This is a genomic window from Mycolicibacterium iranicum (assembly GCF_002101705.1).
GTDB classification, from domain to species: domain Bacteria; phylum Actinomycetota; class Actinomycetes; order Mycobacteriales; family Mycobacteriaceae; genus Mycobacterium; species Mycobacterium iranicum.
Genome location: NZ_LQPC01000047.1, coordinates 141,789 through 159,410, shown reverse-complemented (window position 1 = coordinate 159,410; position 17,622 = coordinate 141,789). Strand labels below are relative to the sequence as shown.

The window sequence follows — 17,622 nt, the reverse complement described above, 5'->3', positions numbered from 1 at the left end:
CCAACGCGCACCCAACATCGCGCTTGGTCTGATGGCGGTGCGACGTGAGCGGCACGTCGGACCACGCAGAAAGGACCCACCCATGGCAGGACTTCGTTTTGGCACCTCCCTGGTCGCCACAGCGGTAGCAGCGGCCGTCTGGGCAGTGACCTACGCCCCGATCGCGGCATCGCAAACGGGCGGACCGCTGATCGAGACCACATGTACGTACCAGCAGATCGCCGAAGCTCTGAACGTCGAGGCGCCACGGGCCGCGGAGCGGCTACGCAATCGCCCCGAGGCGCAAACGAAGGCGCAGGCATTGCTGGCGCTTCCCGTTGCCGAGCGGCGCGCCAAGGTGGACGGATTCCTCGACCGCAACCCTGACGTCCGGCGCATCATCGAGACGCGACGGGACACGCCGCAAGGGCAGAACACGGTGGCCAAGCTCCAGCGGGTCGCGCAGACATGCCACAACTACTGAATGGCAGCCAGCGTGACAGTGACGGTGAGCCCGCCCTCCGGGCGGGCCACCGCATGGACCGTTCCGCCGTGCGCCGTTGCCACAGAACGCACTATCGACAGACCCAGGCCGGCGCCCCGGTTGCTGTTGGCGACTCTGTCCTCGACCACTGCGCGGCGGAACGGTTCGAACAACGCGGGCACGGTGTCGTCGGCGACGACGGGACCCGTGTTGGTGACGACGAGGCGCATGTCGGCGCGCACCCGGGACAGATCAACCCACACCTGGCCCCCTTCGGCGAGGTTGTACCGGATGGCGTTGTCGATCACGTTGTGGGCCAGACGTTCCCACAGCACGGCGTCGCCCTCGATGTACACCTCGTCGAGCCGGGCGGTCACCACTACCTGCGCGCGCTCTGCATCCGACTCGAGACTGCCGATCACACGACGCACCAGCTCGGCCACCGGAACCCTCGCCTTGGTGGCAAGCTGATGGCTACCGGCCAGCGTCAACAGACCCTCGATGAGTCTCTCGTGGCGGGAATTGACCGCGAGCAGCGTGGCGCCCAGGTGTCGAAGCGAATCGGGAGCCTCGGGGTCGTCGAGGGCGACCTCGATGAGCGTTCTGTTGATGGTCAGCGGCGTGCGCAATTCATGAGACGCGTTGGCGACGAATCGCCGCTGACCGTCGAACGACCTGTCCAATCGCTCCAACATGGCATCGAAAGTGTCTGCCAAATGCTTGATTTCGTCGTTCGGACCGGCAAGTGCGATCCGCTCTCCCAAGTTCGTGTCCACAACCCGGCGCGCAGTCGCGGTGATCTGCTGAAGAGGTTTCAGCACACGGCCCGCCAGCAGCCATCCGGTCCCGACAGCAATCACACCGGCAGCACCGAGAGACACCACCGACCACACGACCATGGCTCGCAGGGTTTCCCGGCGGCGGGCTTGGGCTTGCTCGGTGATCGCCGTGATGAGGCGATTGGCGATGGGCCGCGCCTGTTGTCCGCCTTCTCCGAGCAGGATCTGCCGGGCGATGGCCTCCGCGCCGGCGCCGAGCCGCCGATCCAGCGACTGGTCGACATACAGGTACATCATGATCACCAGCACTGCACTGGAAACGAAGAACGTGCAGGCGTACAGAAGGGTGAGCCGCAGACGAATCGTCGAGCGATGCTTCATCGGATGCAATACCCCGCGCCCGGCTCGGTGACGATCACCGGTGGCTCGCCGAGCTTCCGGCGCAGCGTCATGATCGTGTAGCGGACCGCACCCGTGAACGGGTCGGCGTTTTCGTCCCAGGACTTCTCCAACAGTTGTTCGGCCGAGACCACACCACCTTCTGCCCGCAGCAGCTCGCCGAGCACACTGAATTCCTTGGGGGTGAGAGATACCGGTGCCCCGTCGCGAGACACCACTCGCCGATGCGTGTCGAGCCGGATGCCCGACCGCTGCAACACCGGCGCCGCCGCGGGACGCGCTCGTCGGCTGAGAGTCTGCACGCGTGCGGCCAGTTCGGCGAAAGCGAACGGCTTGATGAGATAGTCGTCGGCCCCCAACTGCAGTCCGGCGACCCGGTCCGCCACGGCCGTCGCGGCGGTGAGCATCAGTATCCGCGCGTCGGCCCCAGCCTCGACCATCCTCCGACACACCTCGTCACCTGGCATCGCCGGCAGGTCGCGGTCGAGTACGACGACGTCGTAATCGTTGACCATGACCCGTTCCGACGCCGTTGCCCCGTCGTAGGCGACGTCCACCGCCATCGCGTATCGCCGCAGCCCGGCCGCGATCGCATCGGCCAACACCACCTCATCCTCGACCACCAAAACGCGCATCTGCACATAGTGCCCACATCCACCGTTAGGCGAGCGTTGGCCGACGCCGGCCCCGTTTCAGCTCCCGCTGAGATGGTCCACGAGCGCGGTCAGCTCGGAAGCCTCCCACGACCGGGCTTCGTGCGCGTCCCAGATGTCGTAGGCACGGTCGAGGGCCTCGCGCGCGGGCACACCCCGGACGGTTTGCAGCGCGGTCATCGCCAACAGCAGGGCGCTGGTCTCGGGCGAGTAGAGGATGTTGTCTCTCATGCCCGCAGTTCTACCGCGTCGACTCAGAGCGTGGCCGGACGGATCACGACGACCGACTTCGTCCGCGAGCCGGCGTCCTCCAACAGTGCCATCACCCGTCCGTCTGGTGCCGTCGCGGCGTACACACCGCCGATTCCGGCGGGCGACAACGGACGTCCGTGACTCACGTCGATGACCTCCGCCTCGCTGAGGTCGCGGCGCGGAAACGCCCGCAGGCACGCCTCGTCCAACGTGTAGCTGACTCGGGCGTCATCGGCCAGCTGCTCCAAGGTGCGGGCCTGGTCGAGCCCGAAGCCTCCGACGCGGGTACGCCGCAGCGCGGTGAGGTGACCGCCGACTCCGAGCGCGGCCCCCACATCGCGTGCCAGCGCCCGGATATAGGTGCCGCTCGAACAGTCCACGACCACGTCGACATCGACGAGATCGCCGGCGTGCCGGACGGCAAGGACGTCGAATCGATCGATGCGAACAGGCCGGGCGGACATCTCCACGGTCTGGCCTTCGCGCACCATCTGGTAGGCGCGTTTGCCGTCGACCTTGATCGCACTCACCGCCGACGGCACCTGCTCGATCTGCCCTCGCAACGGCGCGATGGCGGCGTCGATCTGCGCGCCGGTCACATGAGCCGCCGAAACCTGCTTCAGCAGTTCACCTTCGGCGTCCTCGGTGGAGGTGGTCTGCCCCAGCCGGATCGTCGCCTCATACGACTTGTCCGTGGCCGTCAGCAGACCGAGGATCTTGGTGGCGCGTTCGATCCCGACCACCAGCACACCGGTCGCCATCGGGTCCAGGGTGCCGGCATGCCCCACCTTGCGGGTGCCGAACAGGCGGCGGCAGCGGCCGACGACATCGTGGCTCGTCATGCCTCCGCGTTTGTCGACGACGACCAGTCCGGCTGCTGTCACAGCACGATTGCGGTCAGGGCGATTCCGTCGCGCACCGACCAACGACCCGACAGCGACGTCAGCGGCGGGCCGGACTCGGCGGCCGGATCGATCAGGATCCTCGACGTGAACGTGCCGCGCTGGCCCGTGCCGTCGGAGCTGTCGACGTCGAAGGTGATATGAGCGTCCTCGAAGCCCAGCCACCGATGCGTCAGCGGGTACCACGCCTTGTAGGTCGCCTCTTTGGCACAGAACAACACTCGGTCCCAGTGCACACCGCCGGGCATCGTGCCGAGTTCGTGCCGTTCGATGGGCAGGCTGATCGCGTCGAGGACACCGTTGGGGAGCACGTCGTGCGGCTCGGCGTCGATGCCCAGTGAACGCACCTGCTCGCGAAGGCCGATCGCCGCGCCTCGGAAGCCCTCGCAATGGGTGAGGCTGCCGACGACGCCGTCGGGCCAGCAGGGTTCGCCCTTGTCCCCCTTGAGGATCGGCACCGGCTCCATACCCAGGTCGACGAGCGCCTGACGCGCGCAGTAGCGGACGGTGATGAACTCGTTGCGCCGCTTGGCCACCGACTTGGCGATCAGCGGCTCCTCCTCGGGCAGCGGTGCGAGCTCCCTTGGGTCCGAGTACAACTCGGCTGCAGCCAAGGCGTCGACGCCGCCGGGCAGCACTCCGGCAAGCAGGGGTGCTGCGATCACGCCCGGTCCTTGATCCGCTGTTGCATCTTCGCCGCGTTCTCGCGCATCTCCTGCGTGATCTGGAAGTGGCCCCCGAACTCGTTGAGGTAGCCGGGCGCATACTTCGGGTCCGGCAGAATCTGGCGCAGCCAGCGATAAGGCCTGCGGCGCCGCCACTCTCGCGGATAGCCGACAGAGACTTCTTCGAACCGCACGCCGTCATACCACGTGGTGCGCGGGATATGGAGATGGCCGTACACCGAGCAGATCGCGTTGTAGCGAGTGTGCCAGTCGGCGGTGGCAGTGGTGCCGCACCACAGCGAGAACTCGGGATAGAACATCGCGTCGCAGGGTTCGCGCACCATCGGGAAGTGGTTGACCTGGACGGTCGGCATCATCCAGTCAAGATCCTCGAGCCGCTTGCGGGTGTAGTTCACGCGGTCGCGGCACCACGCATCGCGCGTCGAATACGGCTCCGCCGAGAGCAGGTACTCGTCGGTGCCGACGATGTTTTTCTCCTTGGCGATCGCCAGGCCCTCGGCCTTGGTTCCCGCGCCCTGGGGCAGGAACGAGTAGTCGTAGAGCAGGAACATCGGGACGATCGTCGCGGGCCCGCCCTCTTCGGTCCACACCGGATAGGGATGCTCGGGGGTGATGATGCCCATCTCGTCGCACATGTTGACCAGGTAGTCGTAGCGCGCCTTGCCGAAGATCTGCATCGGGTCGCGCTGGGTTGTCCACAGCTCGTGATTGCCGGGAATCCAGATCACCTTGGCGAAGCGCTTGCGCAGCAGATCGAGTGCCCACCGGATCTCGTCGGTGCGTTCGGCGACGTCGCCGGCGACGATCAGCCAGTCGTCGGGCGAGGCCGGATGCAGCGACTCGGTGACCGGCTTGTTGCCGGTGTGTCCGGTATGAAGGTCACTGACCGCCCACAACGTCGGGCGCCGTTCGTCAGTGGTCACAACCCGTCAGCCTACTGGTGGACATGGGCCGGCCACCCGGTGGCAACTAGAACAGGTTCTAAGTTCCCGCCCGGCGGCCCCGCAAGGCCCGATACACTCCCGGGACACGTTGTGTGTCCGACGACACCAACCGGCACCCGAGGGGGTTCACGATGGTCGCCAAGCTGCGACTGTTCTCGGCGCTGTGCGCGCTGGTCGCAGCGGTGGTCGTGGTCTGGCAGGCCAACCCTGTCGGACCCGCGACGACCGGGAGCGTTGACCTGCGGTCCACGTTCGCACCACTGCCTAACGCAACCACCACGATCAAGTCGCCGGTGATCGAGCTCACGGACCCGGATCCGTTCGATCCGTGCCGCGACATCCCGCTCGACGTCGTCCAGCGCATCGGCTTGGCCTACACCCCGCCGACTGCCGAGGACAGCCTGCGCTGCAAGTACGACGCCGGCAACTATCAGATGGCCGTCGAAGCCTTCGTGTGGCGCACCTATGAGCAGACGCTGCCACCGGATGCCGTCGAATTGGACATCAACGGCCACCGCGCCGCCCAGTACTGGATCATGAAGCCCACCGACTGGAACAACCGCTGGTGGATCACCTGCATGGTCGCGTTCAAGACGAGCTACGGGGTGATCCAGCAGTCGCTGTTCTACTCCCCGATCTACTCGAACCCCGACCCCGACTGCATCCAGACCAACCTGCAGCGCGCCCACGAGCTCAGCCCGTTCTACATCTACTAGCGGCCATCAGGTGCCACCGGGCGTTGCGTAGCCTCGTGGGGTGACGCTCCAGCAGGCTGCCATGGCGAGGCTCAGCAACGTGCTGCAGCTGCCGCCATCGACCACCGAGTTCGCGGTCGACCGCCGGGTGCGGGTACCGATGCGCGACGGCATCGACCTGATCGCCGACCACTATGCCCCGCAGACGCAAACGCCCGCGGGCACGTTGCTCGTGCGGGCCCCGTACGGTCGCGGGTGGCCGTTCTCGGGCCTGTTCGGCGCGGTGTACGCGGCACGGGGTTACCACGTGGTGTTCCAGAGTGTGCGCGGCACATTCGGTTCCGGGGGTGAGTTCGATCCGTTCGTCAACGAGGTCGCCGACGGTGCCGACACCGTCGCGTGGCTGCGCGACCAGCCGTGGTTCACCGGGACGTTCGCGACGATCGGGCTGTCGTATCTCGGCTGGACGCAGTGGGCGCTGCACTCCGATCCGCCGCCGGAACTGAAGGCGTCCGTGATCACCGTGGGACCGCACGATGTCAGCGGACCACGCTGGGGCACAGGCTCGTTCGCGCTGAACGACTTCCTCGGCTGGAGCGACCTCGTTTCGCGTCAGGAGAACCCGAACCGGCTCCGGCTGCTGCTGCGGCAGGCACGCGCACAGCGGTTGGTGACCCGCGCGTCGCTCGGTTCTCCGCTCGGGGCTTCCAGCCGAGCGCTGCTCGGCACCGGTGCGCCGTGGTTCGAGACGTGGCTCGACCATCCAGATCCCGACGATCCGTTCTGGACGGGCCTGCGGTTCGACGACGTCTTGGCCAGCAGCGAAGTGCCCGTGCTGTTCCTCACCGGCTGGCAGGACCTGTTCCTGGAACAGACACTTGAGCAGTACACGAAGCTGCGCGATCGCGGAGTGACCGCCGGCCTCACCGTCGGGCCGTGGACCCACGGCCACATGATGACCAAGGCTGCCCCGACAGTGCTCCGCGAGACTCTCGATTGGCTCGGCACCCACCTTGGCGGCGAGTCCCCCACCCGGAGTGCGCCCGTGCGCATCCACGTCAACGGTGTCGGCTGGCGCGACCTGCCCGAGTGGCCGCCGGCAGCGAAAGACCTCGTCCTCTTTCCATCCCCCGGTGGCGGATTGCAGTCCTCCCCTCCGGATTCCGGCCAGTCGCAGACATTCGTCTACAACCCTGCCGACCCGACCCCGACCGTCGGCGGACGGCTCCTGTCCCCCGCAGGCGGCTACCGCGACGATGCCTCCTTGTCGCGGCGCGCCGACACGCTGACGTTTACGAGCGATCCGCTGCCCACCGACCTGCAGGTGATCGGAACACCCGAGGTGCAGTTGTCGCACAGCTGCCCGAACCCGTACAACGATCTGTTCGTCCGGATCAGCCAGGTCGATGCCCAGGGCGGCTCACGCAACGTCAGCGACGGCTACCTGGCCGCCGCGCCGTCCGGAGCGGCGCGCATCGAGCTGGACTCACTTGCGTGGACCTTCCCTGCCGGGTCGCGGATCCGCGTCCTCGTGGCGGGCGGCTCTCATCCGCGGTTCCTCCGGAATCGAGGCACGGGCGAACTATCCTCGGGAGCAACGACGTTCGCGACCGCGCGGCACACCGTGCATCTCGGCGAGGCGACCAGGCTGACGCTTCCGGTGTCAGGCGACTGAATTCCTGACCCGCTGCGCGATCGCCTCCAGCGCCGTCTCGTCATGCACCGGCGCTCCCCAGATCGATTTCACGGGCAACGACACCCAGCTCGTGCAGCCGCGGTACGCGGGAACGCGCTGCAGCCTTACGGGGGTGATCAGCGGGGCCGCCGAGACGACGAGCACGGTCAGCCGGTGCCGCGGCCGGAAGTCCAACCGGTCCTCCTTCACCGACTGGGCGGTCCAGATATGCAGTGGGGCAATCTCTTCCAGCCCTTCGGGGCGTTCGACTGCAATTGCAGCAACCACCCGCGCGCCGGCCCGCAGAACGACGGCGTCCTCGGCGCTGTCGGTGGCGGCGGCCTTCAGCAGGTCGCGGTGTTCGGGTCGCACCCGCTCGGCGTGGCTGTGCGCGACGGTCGGGAACAGCAGGAACCGCGTCTGCGCGACGTCGGCAGCCACCTCGAAGCGCTTCTCGTGGATGCCGCCCTTGCGCAACAGCACGGTCTGTCTGCCGTCGAGCAGCGCGTGTACCGCGGCACTCCACTCCTTGAGGGCGGGGTGCGTCACTTCAGGTTGAGTCGTGCGCGAACTTCGGGACGGCGCAGCGGCGGAAGGGTTTTCGGGGGTTGCTTGCGGGGTTGCAGTCCGGCCAGCAGCCGCTGCGTGGTCTGGGTGACCTCGGCGACCGCGAGCTCGAACGCTTCGACATTGGCACCGGACGGTCGGGTGATCCCGCTGACCTTGCGCACGTACTGGCGGGCCGCTGCCTCGATTTCCTCGCCGGTCGCAGCCGGCTCCAGCCCGCGCAACTCCGTGATGTTTCGACACATGACCTCCACGATAGGCCGCGGCCCATATTCCAGACACGTGTCGATACGGTGAGCGGATGAGCACCCCCACCGAAGACGTTCTGCTGATCGACACCCGCGACCGCATCCGCACATTGACGCTGAACCGGCCCGGTTCGCGCAACGCGCTGTCCTCTGCGCTACGCGCGAGCCTGTTCGCGGCGTTGCGGGACGCGCAGGCCGCCGACGACGTCGACGTCGTCATCCTCACCGGCGCCGACCCCGTGTTCTGCGCGGGCCTCGACCTCAGGGAACTCGGCGATTCCACGGATCTGCCCGATATCTCGCCGAAGTGGCCGCCGATGACCAAACCCGTGATCGGGGCCATCAACGGAGCCGCGGTCACCGGCGGTCTGGAGATCGCGTTGTACTGCGACATCCTGATCGCCTCCGAGCAGGCCCGCTTCGCCGACACCCATGCCCGGGTCGGGCTGCTGCCGACGTGGGGCCTGTCGGTGCGGCTGCCGCAGAAGGTCGGCGTAGGGATGGCCCGCCGGATGAGCATGACCGGCGACTATCTCTCTGCGCAGGAGGCGCTGCGCTGCGGGCTTGTCACCCAGGTGGTTCCGCATGGCGAGCTCCTCGAGACCGCTCGTCAGGTCGCGACGTCGATCGTCGGCAACAACCAGAAGGCGGTGCGTGCGCTGCTCGCCTCCTACCACGCCATCGACGACGGCCAGAACAGCGGCGCGCTGTGGCAAGAGGCGGCCGCCGCTCGCGAATGGATGAAGAGCGCGACCGGCGACGACATTGCCGCCAGCCGCAGCGGCGTGATCGAGAGGGGCCGGTCGCAGGTGCGCTAGAGCACTGGCAGGACCAGCTCGCGATACCGCTCTTTCATCGCCTCCAAGATCTCCACCCCGTCTGTGGCCCAGACGGTTTCGTTGAAGATCTCGACCTCGATGTCGCCGTCGTAGCCTGCGTCGCGCACCAGGGCGGTGATCGAGGCGAAGTCGATCACGCCGTCGCCCATCATGCCGCGCGACACCAGCGGATCGGCAGCCATCGGCACCAGCCAGTCGCAGATCTGGTAACTGCTGATCCGGCCCTGCGCGCCGGCGCGCGCCACCGAATCGGCAAGGGCGGGATCCCACCACACGTGGTAGGTGTCCACGACGACGCCGACGGTGCGCGCCGGGTGCGGCGCGGCCAGCTCGAGGGCCTGCGCCAGAGTGCTGATCACCGCCCTGTCGGCGCAGAACACCGGATGCAGCGGCTCCAGTGCGAGGCGAACGTCACGCTCGGCGGCATAGGGCACCAGCTCGGCGAGGCGTTCTGCCAGCCGAGTCCGTGCACCGATGAGGTCACGGTCGGGAATACCGCCGACCACCATGACGAGTTCGGGAGTGCTCAGTGTCGCCGCCTCGTCGATCGCCCTGCGGTTGTCGTCGAGAGCCGCATCGGCGTTGTCGAGACCGGTGAGGAAGCCACCGCGACACAAACTGGATACGCGTAACCCGTTGTCCAGCACGATCTTCGCGGCTTGCTCCGCACCGGTCTCGGCAACCCGGTCACGCCACAGTCCGATTGCGGGTAGACCCGCCGCCGCGGTGGCCTCGACCGCCTCGCGCAGCGTCCAGCGCTTGGTCGTCATGGTGTTCAGCGAGAGCCGCTGGTACATCAGCTGATCCCGTTCAGCGCGAGGAAGGTGCGCATCCGGTCCGCCGCGAGGTCCGGGTCGACGAGCAGGCCGGCACGGTCGGCGAGCATGAACACCTCACAGAGATGATTCACCGAACGCCCACTGGCGAGCCCACCCACCATCGCGAATCCCGGCTGATGGCCGTTGAGCCAGGCGAGGAACGCGATGCCCGTCTTGTAGTAGTAGGTCGGTGCGGCGAAGATGTGCCGGCCGAGCGCCTGGGTGGATTCCAGGATCGCACGGGCGTCGGCCCGGTCTCCGGCGTCGAGGCACTGAAGCGCCGTCGACGCAGCGGGATAGATGGCTGCGAAGATGCCGAGCAGCGCGTCCGAATGACGGTGGCCGTCGCCGAGGATCAGTTCCGGATAGTTGAAGTCGTCCCCGGTGTAGAGACGCACCCCCTCGGGGAGCGCGCGGCGCAGCGCCACCTCGTGTGCGGCATCGAGCAGCGAAACCTTCACCCCGTCGACCTTGTCAGCGTACTCGCGGACCAGGCTCTCGAATGTCGCTGTGGCGCTGTAGACGTCGGTGCTGCCCCAGTACCCGCGCAGCGCGGGGTCGAACATCTCGCCCAGCCAGTGCAGGATGACGGGCCGGTCGGCTTCGGCGAGCAGGGTGCCGTAGACGGAGAGGTAGTCTCCGGGCGAGGTCGCCGTCTGCGCGAGCGCTCGCGACCCCATCAGGATCACGCGTGCGCCTGCACCGCGAACGACGTCGATCTGCTCGCGGTAGGCGTCGGTGATGGCCGCCAGACCGCGCGCCCCTGCCGGCACGTCGGTCAGTTGGTCGGTGCCTGCGCCGCAGGCGAGCAGTCCTCCCACCGCGGCGGCCTCGCGACCGGAGCGGACGATGAGCTCGCGTGTCGCCTTCCAGTCCATTCCCATTCCGCGTTGCGCGGTGTCCATCGCGTCGGCGACGCCCAGTCCGTAGGACCACAGTTCGTGCCGGTACGCCAGTGTGGTGTCCCAGTCCAGGTCCGCGGGCGACCCTGGGGTGTTGTCCGCCAACGTTTTCGGGACGACGTGCGCCGCGGCGTAGGCGGTGCGGGAAGTGATGGGCTGCCGGGGTCTGCGCCACGGGCCGGGTTCGCCGAGATGATGCCTGCGAAGCTGCTGCCCATCGACCGGCAGCAGGACCGACGCGGTCGACGTCTGCGTCGTCGCCGTCACAGCACGATCTCCGGAACCTCGAGCCGGCGGCCTTCGGCCGAGCTCTTGAGTCCGAGTTCGGCCAGTTGCACACCGCGGGCGGCTGACAGCAGGCCGAAGCGATGGGGGCGCTCGGCCACCACGTCCCGCAGGAACTCCTCCCATTGCAGCTTGAACCCGTTGTCGAGGTCGGCGTTGGCAGGTACCTCGAGCCACTGTTCGCGGAACTTCTCGGTGACCGGGAGGTCGGGATTCCACACCGGCTTCGGGGTGTGCGCCCTCTGCTGTGCGACGCAGCGCCGCAACCCCGCGACGGCGGATCCGTGGGTGCCGTCGATCTGAAATTCGACGAGCTCGTCGCGGTAGACGCGCACCGCCCAGGACGAGTTGATCTGCGCGACGATGCCGCCGTCGATCTCGAAGATGCCGTAGGCGGCGTCGTCGGCGGTGGCCTGATAAGACCGGCCGTTCTCGTCCCACCGGGTCGGGATGTGGGTGACGGTGCGTGCGGTCACCGCCTGCACCGACCCCAGCAGGCCTTCCATCACGTAGTTCCAGTGGCAGAACATGTCGACGGTGATCCCGCCGCCGTCCTCGGAACGGTAATTCCAGCTGGGGCGTTGCGCCGGCTGACCATCGCCTTCGAAGACCCAGTACCCGAACTCGCCGCGCATGGACAGGATGCGGCCGAAGAAGCCCTCGTCGACCAGTCGCCGCAGCTTCACCAGGCCGGGAAGGTAGAGCTTGTCGTGCACCACCCCGGCCACCACGCCCGCGTTCTCCGCCATGCGCGCCAGTTCGACTGCCTCGGTGAGCGTTTCGGCCGTCGGCTTCTCGGTGTAGACGTGCTTGCCCGCCTTGATCGCCGACGACAGTGCCTCGACCCGGCGCGAGGTGACCTGCGCGTCGAAGTACACGTCGACGGTCGGATCGGCGATCACCGACGCAACGTCGGTGGTCCATTCGGTGACCCCGTGCGCAGCGGCGAGTTCGGAGATCTTCTCGGCGTTGCGCCCGACCAGGATTGGTTCGACGACAACCCGGGTGCCGTCGTCGAGGATCAGGCCGCTGTCGCGCAGCGGCAGGATGGACCGCAGCAGATGCTGGCGATAGCCCATCCGGCCGGTGACACCGTTCATGGCGATGCGCAGGGTCCTGCGCGACCCGTTCGATGAGGTCGATGAAGTCATCGGAAAATGTCCTTGTCTGGGAGCCGGGCCGGCTTCACGTGTCCGGGCGCGGCGAGTGCTGTCGGGTTGACCTGAACCGCCGACATCTCGGCGACGAGATGCGCGGTGTCAGCACTTCGGAATGCGCTTTCCACGGTAAGCTGTCACGGCGTGGCGGTCAACCCCGAAGCCTGTCGACGGCGTCCTGCCCCGCGGCGGGGAACGACCTTGGAAAGAGCAGGAGCAGCGCAGATGCCAGCGGTAACCCTTCAGGATGTCGCGGCGCGCGCTGGCGTGTCGCAGGCTACCGCCTCACGAGTGCTCAACGGTTCGACCCGGATTCCCGGAGAAGGTGTCGCCGACCGCGTCCGCGCCGCCGCGCGCGAACTCGGCTACGTGCCGAACGCTCAGGCTCAAGCCCTTGCCCGGGCGTCCACCGGCCTGCTGGGGCTGATCGTGCACGACATCGCCGACCCGTACTTCTCCTCGATCGTGCGCGGCGTCCAGCTCGCCGCGAGAACGGCACGCAAACAGGTGCTTCTCGCGAGCACGGACCGTGACTTCGACATCGAACGGGACTCGGTCAGCACCTTCATCTCCCACCGTGCGGATGCGATCGTGCTGGCCGGTTCGCGCCAGAGCGGAAACCTCGACCGCGAGCTCGAGGGCGAGTTCGGGCGTTACCGCGTCAACGGCGGCCGGGTGGTCGTGATCGGCCAGCCGCTGGCCTTTGGCAGTGCTGTCGAACCCGAAAACCGTTTCGCCTCAGGAGAATTGGCGGATGCCCTGGTTGCCGCGGGCCACACCGACTTTGCCGTGATCGGCGGCCCCGCCAGCATTCGCACGTCTGTGGACCGCCGTAACGGATTCGTCGAGGCGCTCGGACGGTGCGGCCTCACCCCGCTGGTCGAGGTCTCCGGGAACTTCACCCGCGACGGCGGCTACTCAGCGGCGCAGCGACTGGCCGCGGCCTTGCAGCTCACGCCGGAGTCCGGAAGGAAGCCGCCCTGCGTCTTCGCCGTGACCGACGTCATGGCCATCGGCGCGATCGCCGCGTGGCGCGAGATGGGCCTGAGTGTGCCCCGGGATGTCTGCATCGCCGGTTTCGACGACATCCCCACGCTGCGCGATCACACGCCCAGCCTGTCGACCGTCGCGCTCCCGCTGGAAGAGATCGGGGCCCGCGCCGTCGACCTCGCGCTGCGCCTCGACGCTGATGATCTGCGTGAGCGGGTGCCGGGCACGGTCATTCTGCGGGACAGCACTCACCTGGGCTGAACTGCGCAGACCGCACGCAGACCGGTGGGGTCGTTGACAGTGTGCGCTGGGTCACGTTAGGGTCGGTCTCGCTTCGGAAAGCGCATTCCCATTCGGGTGATCACCCGAGCCACCGCGACTATTTAGGACATTTCATGGCGGTAACCGCATCGGCCGGCTTGCGCCCCTCCTCGCCGGCGCCACCCCCGGCCTCGTCCGGCACGAGACGCACCTGGCGTCCGTCGTTCTCGCCGCGGCGCACCGCGTCGGCCCTGTGGCGGCCCATCGCGCTCGTCGTCGTACTGACCGCCGCCTGGTGGGCTGTCACCGAGGCCGACCTCGTCGCGCCGTACATCCTGCCCTCGCCTGCTGACACCTGGCAGACCACCCAGGAGAACGCCGCCTACCTCATGCAGCACACCTGGGTGACCACGTGGGAAACGGTGCTGGGCTTCATTATTGCCGCCGTCTTCGGCGTCTTGGTCGCGGTGGTCATGATGTACTCGGTCAACCTCGAGAAGACCGTGTACCCGCTGATCCTGTTCGCACAGGTCATCCCGAAGATCGCGATCGCGCCGCTGTTTGTCGTGTGGCTGGGCTTCGGACCCTCGCCGAAAATCCTCGTGGCAGTGCTCATGGCCTTCTTCCCCATCGTCATCTCGGGCCTGGCCGGCCTGCGCTCTGTCGATCCGGAGATCCTTGAGCTGACCTCGACGATGGGTGCGAGCAGGGTCAAGACCTTCATGAAGATCCGCTTCCCCGCATCGCTGCCCCAGTTGATGTCGGGCTTGAAGGTCGCTGCCACTCTCGCGGTCACAGGCGCGGTGGTCGGTGAATTCGTCGGCGCCAACGAAGGTCTCGGTTACGTCATCCTTCAGGCGAACGGAAACGTCGACACCGCAATGCTCTTCGCCGCCCTCATCATCATGTCGCTTCTCGGCATCGTGCTCTTCGCGATCATCGAGATCGCCGAGAAGCTGCTCATCCCGTGGCACTCCTCGCGCCGCACCACCAGTTCCGCCAGCACCGCCGCCTGATCCCGACTTCCTTAGGAGAAAGACAATGATGTTCACCCGACGCCGGGCCGCCGCTGTCGCAGCTGCTGCCGCCGCCATGCTCACGCTGTCCGCCTGCGGCGGTAGCAGCACCGAAAACAACTCGGCCGCAGAAGGATCCACTGCTCCCGCGACGCTGATGCTCAACTGGTATCCCTACGGCGAGCACGCGCCGTTCTACTACGGCGTACAAGAGGGGATCTTCGCCAAACACGGTATCGACCTCACGGTCGACGCGGGCCAGGGCTCGACCAAGACTGTCCAGGCGGTCGGCTCGGAGCAGGCCGACTTCGGCTGGGCCGACACCCCCGCCGTACTGAGCAACATCGACAAAGGCGTGAAGGTCAAGAGTGCCGGCGTGTTCCTGCAGACCACGCCGTCGGCGGTGCAGGTGTTCGCCGACTCCGGCATCGAGAACCCCCAGGACTTGGTGGGCCGCACCATCGCGGTGTCCGCCGGCGACGCCCCCACCACGACGTTCCCGATCTACCTGAACAAGGTGGGCGTCCCCGAGGACCAGGTCACCCAGCAGAGCCTCGACGCCGCGGGCAAGATGGCCGCGATGCTGTCCGGCCGTGTCGACGGGCTGATCGGTTTCGCCCACGACCAGGGGCCGACCATCGCCAACAAGAGCGGACGCGAGGTGCGCTATCTGCGCTACTCGGATGCCGGGCTGAACTTCTACAGCAACGGGCTCATCGTCAACACCTCGACGATCGCCGACAACTCCGAACTGGTTCAGTCGATGGTCGACGCCACGAGCGAGGCGTACGCCGCAGCAGTGGACAACCCGGAGGCCGCCGTCGACGCGATGGTGGGCAAGGATCCGCAGATGCCTCCGCGCGAAGTTCTGCTGCAGCAGTGGCAGCAGACCATCCCGCTGCTGTCGACGCCTGCCACCGCCAACCAGGTTCCCGGTGCCAACGCCGAAGAGGACTGGAAGACCACCATCGCGACCCTGAGCGAGGCGGGCCTGCTGGAAAGCGCCAAAGAGCCTGCCGAGTATTGGGATTCGTCGTTCGCCCCCGAAGGTCAGCAGTAGGAGATCATGAAAATGACCACTGCCACCATCACACCGCCGGAGGCGGGCGCGACTTCGCTGAGTTCCTCGGCCATCACGATAAGCGACCTCACCGTGCGGTTTTCCTCGAAGCGAGCCGATGTCACCGCTCTCGACGACATCGATCTCCAGGTCGCCGACGGCGAGTTCGTCTCGATCGCGGGCCCGTCGGGCTGCGGCAAGTCGACGTTGCTGAAGGTCGTCGCCGGTCTCACCGATGCGACCGCGGGCGAGGTCCTGTTGCGCGGCGAGAAGGTGCGCGGCCCGCAACGCGAGATCGGCTACGTGTTCCAGCGGGCGGCACTGCTGGAATGGCGTTCGGTGCGCAAGAACATCCTGCTGCAGGCCGAGATGCGGGGCATGCCCCGGCAGGCGGCGCAGCAGCGGTGCGACGAGCTCATCGAGATGACCGGCCTCACCGGTTTCGAGAACGCACTGCCTCACGAACTGTCCGGCGGTATGCAACAACGTGTTTCGTTGTGCCGGGCGCTGCTGCACCAGCCGCGAGTGCTGCTGATGGACGAGCCGTTCGGCGCTCTGGACGCGCTCACGCGCGAGAAGATGAACGTCGAACTGCATCGCATCTGGCGTGAAACCGGCACCACAGTGGTGCTGGTGACCCACTCGGTCGCCGAGGCGGTCTACCTCGCCAACCGGGTCGTCGTGATGAGCCCGCGGCCGGGCCGCATCGTCGAAACCCTCGATGTCGAGCTACCCGCCGAGCGCGATTATGCCGAGACGATGGAGCGGCCGGAGTTCATCACCGTCGCAAACCGGGTGCGTGATCTCCTCGGAAGTACCTCGGCCGCCGACTGATTCGTCCCCCCGCCCGCACCGCGAGCGCGCGTGTCTGCACACACCTCCCCCGGTGTGTCGTGTGCAGATGCGCGCGTTCGCCGCGATCGAGCGTCAGCCCTCGTTCGACTGCTCTGCAGCCAGGTCCTCCACCGACATTCCCGCAACCAGACGATCCAGCGCACCCGTCATGGTCGGGCACTCGCTCGCCGGATGCTCGGTCGGGCAGTTCAGCGCATGGGTCAGGAACTGTTGGGCCGCCCTGGCTTGTTCGATGACCCTGTCCAACTCGGCGATCTGCTCGCGAACGCTTCCGCGCCACTGTCCGCCCGGCGCATCGAGGACCGCCGCCGCGGTGTCCAGCGGCAGCCCAAGCCGGTGCACGATCTTCAGGAATGCCAAGCGGCGCAGCTCTTCTCGGCCATACATCCGGCGGCCGGACATCCTCGACCTCGGGCGGACAAGCCCCCGCTCGTCGTAGTACCGCAACGCCGAGGCCGTCATCTGCAGTCGAGCGGCCGCCTCGCCGATCGGGATCAGGTCCATTCCCCCATTTGACTTCAACCCGCCTTGAACCGGCAAGGTCGTGCTCATGAGTGATCTCGCCGTCAATCACCACGCCGATCACCCCGGCTTCTCCGGGTTGCCAGGCTCGCTGTTCGCCCTCATGTTCCTGTTGACCGGTAGGGCCGGTGCCAGGCTCGCCGAGGAGCTCACCGGCATCGGCGCCGGTGACCACGTCGTCGACATCGGCTGCGGTCCCGGAACCGCCGCGCGGGTGGCGGCGGGCAGGGGCGCTCGGGTCACCGGAGTCGAACCGTCGGCGTCGATGCTGCGCGTTGCGCGGCTCGTCTCCGGCCGGAACACAGGGATCCGCTGGGCCGAGGGCACCGCCGAAGCGCTTCCCGTCGCCGACGGTACCGCAACCGTCATCTGGGCTCTTGCCACGGTGCACCACTGGCAGGACGTCTCCGCCGGAATCGCGCAAGCACAGCGCGTGCTGGCGCCCGGCGGAAGGCTTCTGGCCGTCGAACGTCAGTCACCGCCCGGTGCCACCGGCGTGGCGAGCCACGGCTGGACCGAGAGGCAGGCCGAAGCTTTTGCCGCCCTGTGCCGTTCGGCCGGCATGGTCGACGTCGCAGTTGATAGCCGCCGCGCCGGGCGTAGAGCGGTGTGGGCAGTCAGCGCCAAGCGCCGATCGTGAACGAGGCGCAGGAC

General features: G+C 67.3%; 21 protein-coding genes. 9 read left to right on the top strand and 12 right to left on the bottom strand.

All coding sequences use genetic code 11. The features are described 5' to 3' along the window. The first annotated feature begins 82 nt into the window (after nt 1-82). Nucleotides 83-463, top strand: a complete 381-nt coding sequence (locus AWC12_RS21930; RefSeq protein ID WP_165762844.1) for a hemophore-related protein — start codon at nt 83-85, stop codon at nt 461-463. Here AWC12_RS21930 and AWC12_RS21925 read toward each other — a convergent pair. Genes AWC12_RS21925 through AWC12_RS21900 form a run of 6 tightly spaced genes read right to left on the bottom strand, consistent with a single transcriptional unit; the run spans nt 457 to nt 5,057 of the window. After that, nucleotides 457-1,623 (bottom strand): sensor histidine kinase, encoded by a 1,167-nt coding sequence (locus AWC12_RS21925; protein WP_085176921.1) that lies wholly within the window; start codon nt 1,621-1,623, stop codon nt 457-459. The genes AWC12_RS21930 and AWC12_RS21925 overlap by 7 nt on opposite strands. Next, nucleotides 1,620-2,276, bottom strand: coding sequence for a response regulator transcription factor (locus tag AWC12_RS21920; RefSeq protein WP_024445996.1), 657 nt, complete (start codon nt 2,274-2,276; stop codon nt 1,620-1,622). Before AWC12_RS21920 ends, AWC12_RS21925 begins: the two co-directional genes overlap by 4 nt. 57 nt (nt 2,277-2,333) lie before the next feature. Beyond that, nucleotides 2,334-2,525 (bottom strand): hypothetical protein, encoded by a 192-nt coding sequence (locus AWC12_RS21915; protein WP_085176919.1) that lies wholly within the window; start codon nt 2,523-2,525, stop codon nt 2,334-2,336. Nucleotides 2,526-2,548: 23 nt separating this feature from the next. After that, complete coding sequence (gene truB, locus AWC12_RS21910) at nt 2,549-3,430, bottom strand: tRNA pseudouridine(55) synthase TruB (protein WP_085176917.1); 882 nt, start codon at nt 3,428-3,430, stop codon at nt 2,549-2,551. Next, complete coding sequence (gene pptT / locus AWC12_RS21905) at nt 3,427-4,113, bottom strand: 4'-phosphopantetheinyl transferase PptT (protein ID WP_024445999.1); 687 nt, start codon at nt 4,111-4,113, stop codon at nt 3,427-3,429. Before pptT ends, truB begins: the two co-directional genes overlap by 4 nt. Further along, nucleotides 4,110-5,057, bottom strand: coding sequence for an ACP phosphodiesterase PptH (locus AWC12_RS21900; protein WP_024446000.1), 948 nt, complete (start codon nt 5,055-5,057; stop codon nt 4,110-4,112). Before AWC12_RS21900 ends, pptT begins: the two co-directional genes overlap by 4 nt. 152 nt (nt 5,058-5,209) lie before the next feature. Here AWC12_RS21900 and AWC12_RS21895 point away from each other — a divergent pair, with 152 nt between their 5' ends. Both AWC12_RS21895 and AWC12_RS21890 read left to right on the top strand, forming a co-directional pair. Beyond that, nucleotides 5,210-5,794 (top strand): DUF3558 domain-containing protein, encoded by a 585-nt coding sequence (locus AWC12_RS21895; RefSeq protein ID WP_085177379.1) that lies wholly within the window; start codon nt 5,210-5,212, stop codon nt 5,792-5,794. A 61-nt stretch (nt 5,795-5,855) separates the two neighbouring features. Continuing rightward, complete coding sequence (locus AWC12_RS21890) at nt 5,856-7,448, top strand: CocE/NonD family hydrolase (RefSeq protein WP_036464831.1); 1,593 nt, start codon at nt 5,856-5,858, stop codon at nt 7,446-7,448. Here AWC12_RS21890 and AWC12_RS21885 read toward each other — a convergent pair. Continuing rightward, nucleotides 7,437-7,997, bottom strand: a complete 561-nt coding sequence (locus tag AWC12_RS21885) for a DUF1802 family protein (protein WP_085176915.1) — start codon at nt 7,995-7,997, stop codon at nt 7,437-7,439. The two genes, AWC12_RS21890 and AWC12_RS21885, sit on opposite strands and share 12 nt — an antisense overlap. Continuing rightward, nucleotides 7,994-8,260, bottom strand: coding sequence for a DUF2277 domain-containing protein (locus AWC12_RS21880; RefSeq protein ID WP_024446004.1), 267 nt, complete (start codon nt 8,258-8,260; stop codon nt 7,994-7,996). Before AWC12_RS21880 ends, AWC12_RS21885 begins: the two co-directional genes overlap by 4 nt. Nucleotides 8,261-8,316: 56 nt before the next feature. On the opposite strand from AWC12_RS21880, the gene AWC12_RS21875 reads away from it, so the two are divergent. Next, nucleotides 8,317-9,081 (top strand): enoyl-CoA hydratase, encoded by a 765-nt coding sequence (locus AWC12_RS21875; protein WP_024446005.1) that lies wholly within the window; start codon nt 8,317-8,319, stop codon nt 9,079-9,081. Here AWC12_RS21875 and AWC12_RS21870 read toward each other — a convergent pair. From AWC12_RS21870 to AWC12_RS21860, 3 genes are read right to left on the bottom strand one after another with little or no spacing between them, the layout of a single operon-like run. Beyond that, nucleotides 9,078-9,899, bottom strand: a complete 822-nt coding sequence (locus AWC12_RS21870; protein WP_085176913.1) for a sugar phosphate isomerase/epimerase family protein — start codon at nt 9,897-9,899, stop codon at nt 9,078-9,080. The two genes, AWC12_RS21875 and AWC12_RS21870, sit on opposite strands and share 4 nt — an antisense overlap. Then, a complete protein-coding gene (locus AWC12_RS21865; RefSeq protein WP_165762849.1) occupies nt 9,899-11,053 on the bottom strand; it encodes a dihydrodipicolinate synthase family protein in 1,155 nt (384 codons plus the stop codon). Before AWC12_RS21865 ends, AWC12_RS21870 begins: the two co-directional genes overlap by 1 nt. A gap of 32 nt (nt 11,054-11,085) precedes the next feature. Further along, a complete protein-coding gene (locus AWC12_RS21860; protein WP_085176909.1) occupies nt 11,086-12,258 on the bottom strand; it encodes a Gfo/Idh/MocA family protein in 1,173 nt (390 codons plus the stop codon). A 231-nt stretch (nt 12,259-12,489) separates the two neighbouring features. Here AWC12_RS21860 and AWC12_RS21855 point away from each other — a divergent pair, with 231 nt between their 5' ends. From AWC12_RS21855 to AWC12_RS21840, 4 genes are all read left to right on the top strand, one after another. Further along, nucleotides 12,490-13,515 (top strand): LacI family DNA-binding transcriptional regulator, encoded by a 1,026-nt coding sequence (locus tag AWC12_RS21855; protein ID WP_085176907.1) that lies wholly within the window; start codon nt 12,490-12,492, stop codon nt 13,513-13,515. Between the two features lie 134 nt (nt 13,516-13,649). Continuing rightward, on the top strand, nt 13,650-14,531 hold the full coding sequence (locus tag AWC12_RS21850; RefSeq protein WP_085176905.1) for an ABC transporter permease: 882 nt from the start codon (nt 13,650-13,652) through the stop codon (nt 14,529-14,531). 25 nt (nt 14,532-14,556) lie between these two features. Continuing rightward, nucleotides 14,557-15,591 (top strand): ABC transporter substrate-binding protein, encoded by a 1,035-nt coding sequence (locus tag AWC12_RS21845; protein ID WP_234814113.1) that lies wholly within the window; start codon nt 14,557-14,559, stop codon nt 15,589-15,591. Between the two features lie 12 nt (nt 15,592-15,603). Continuing rightward, the gene (locus AWC12_RS21840) at nt 15,604-16,425 is read left to right on the top strand and encodes an ABC transporter ATP-binding protein (RefSeq protein WP_085177375.1); all 822 of its coding nucleotides are present in this window, start codon (nt 15,604-15,606) and stop codon (nt 16,423-16,425) included. 93 nt (nt 16,426-16,518) lie between these two features. Here the strand turns inward: AWC12_RS21840 and AWC12_RS21835 are convergent, their stop codons facing one another. Continuing rightward, complete coding sequence (locus AWC12_RS21835; protein WP_234814112.1) at nt 16,519-16,998, bottom strand: MerR family transcriptional regulator; 480 nt, start codon at nt 16,996-16,998, stop codon at nt 16,519-16,521. On the opposite strand from AWC12_RS21835, the gene AWC12_RS21830 reads away from it, so the two are divergent. Further along, entirely contained in the window at nt 16,997-17,608 is a 612-nt protein-coding gene (locus tag AWC12_RS21830; RefSeq protein WP_085176903.1) for a class I SAM-dependent methyltransferase, read from the top strand. The genes AWC12_RS21835 and AWC12_RS21830 overlap by 2 nt on opposite strands. Nucleotides 17,609-17,622 lie beyond the last annotated feature (14 nt).

Excerpts from the sequence above, each read along its gene's own strand:
- AWC12_RS21860 (WP_085176909.1), bottom strand. The coding sequence starts at position 12,258 with ATGACTTCATCGACCTCATCGAACGGGTCGCGCAGGACCCTGCGCATC.
- AWC12_RS21890 (WP_036464831.1), top strand. The coding sequence starts at position 5,856 with ATGGCGAGGCTCAGCAACGTGCTGCAGCTGCCGCCATCGACCACCGAG.
- AWC12_RS21920 (WP_024445996.1), bottom strand. The coding sequence starts at position 2,276 with ATGCGCGTTTTGGTGGTCGAGGATGAGGTGGTGTTGGCCGATGCGATC.
- AWC12_RS21930 (WP_165762844.1), top strand. The coding sequence starts at position 83 with ATGGCAGGACTTCGTTTTGGCACCTCCCTGGTCGCCACAGCGGTAGCA.
- AWC12_RS21855 (WP_085176907.1), top strand. The coding sequence starts at position 12,490 with ATGCCAGCGGTAACCCTTCAGGATGTCGCGGCGCGCGCTGGCGTGTCG.
- AWC12_RS21925 (WP_085176921.1), bottom strand. The coding sequence starts at position 1,623 with ATGAAGCATCGCTCGACGATTCGTCTGCGGCTCACCCTTCTGTACGCC.
- AWC12_RS21870 (WP_085176913.1), bottom strand. The coding sequence starts at position 9,899 with ATGTACCAGCGGCTCTCGCTGAACACCATGACGACCAAGCGCTGGACG.
- AWC12_RS21850 (WP_085176905.1), top strand. The coding sequence starts at position 13,650 with ATGGCGGTAACCGCATCGGCCGGCTTGCGCCCCTCCTCGCCGGCGCCA.
- AWC12_RS21840 (WP_085177375.1), top strand. The coding sequence starts at position 15,604 with ATGACCACTGCCACCATCACACCGCCGGAGGCGGGCGCGACTTCGCTG.
- AWC12_RS21895 (WP_085177379.1), top strand. The coding sequence starts at position 5,210 with ATGGTCGCCAAGCTGCGACTGTTCTCGGCGCTGTGCGCGCTGGTCGCA.
- AWC12_RS21915 (WP_085176919.1), bottom strand. The coding sequence starts at position 2,525 with ATGAGAGACAACATCCTCTACTCGCCCGAGACCAGCGCCCTGCTGTTG.
- AWC12_RS21875 (WP_024446005.1), top strand. The coding sequence starts at position 8,317 with ATGAGCACCCCCACCGAAGACGTTCTGCTGATCGACACCCGCGACCGC.
- AWC12_RS21835 (WP_234814112.1), bottom strand. The coding sequence starts at position 16,998 with ATGAGCACGACCTTGCCGGTTCAAGGCGGGTTGAAGTCAAATGGGGGA.
- AWC12_RS21830 (WP_085176903.1), top strand. The coding sequence starts at position 16,997 with ATGAGTGATCTCGCCGTCAATCACCACGCCGATCACCCCGGCTTCTCC.
- AWC12_RS21880 (WP_024446004.1), bottom strand. The coding sequence starts at position 8,260 with ATGTGTCGAAACATCACGGAGTTGCGCGGGCTGGAGCCGGCTGCGACC.
- AWC12_RS21845 (WP_234814113.1), top strand. The coding sequence starts at position 14,557 with ATGATGTTCACCCGACGCCGGGCCGCCGCTGTCGCAGCTGCTGCCGCC.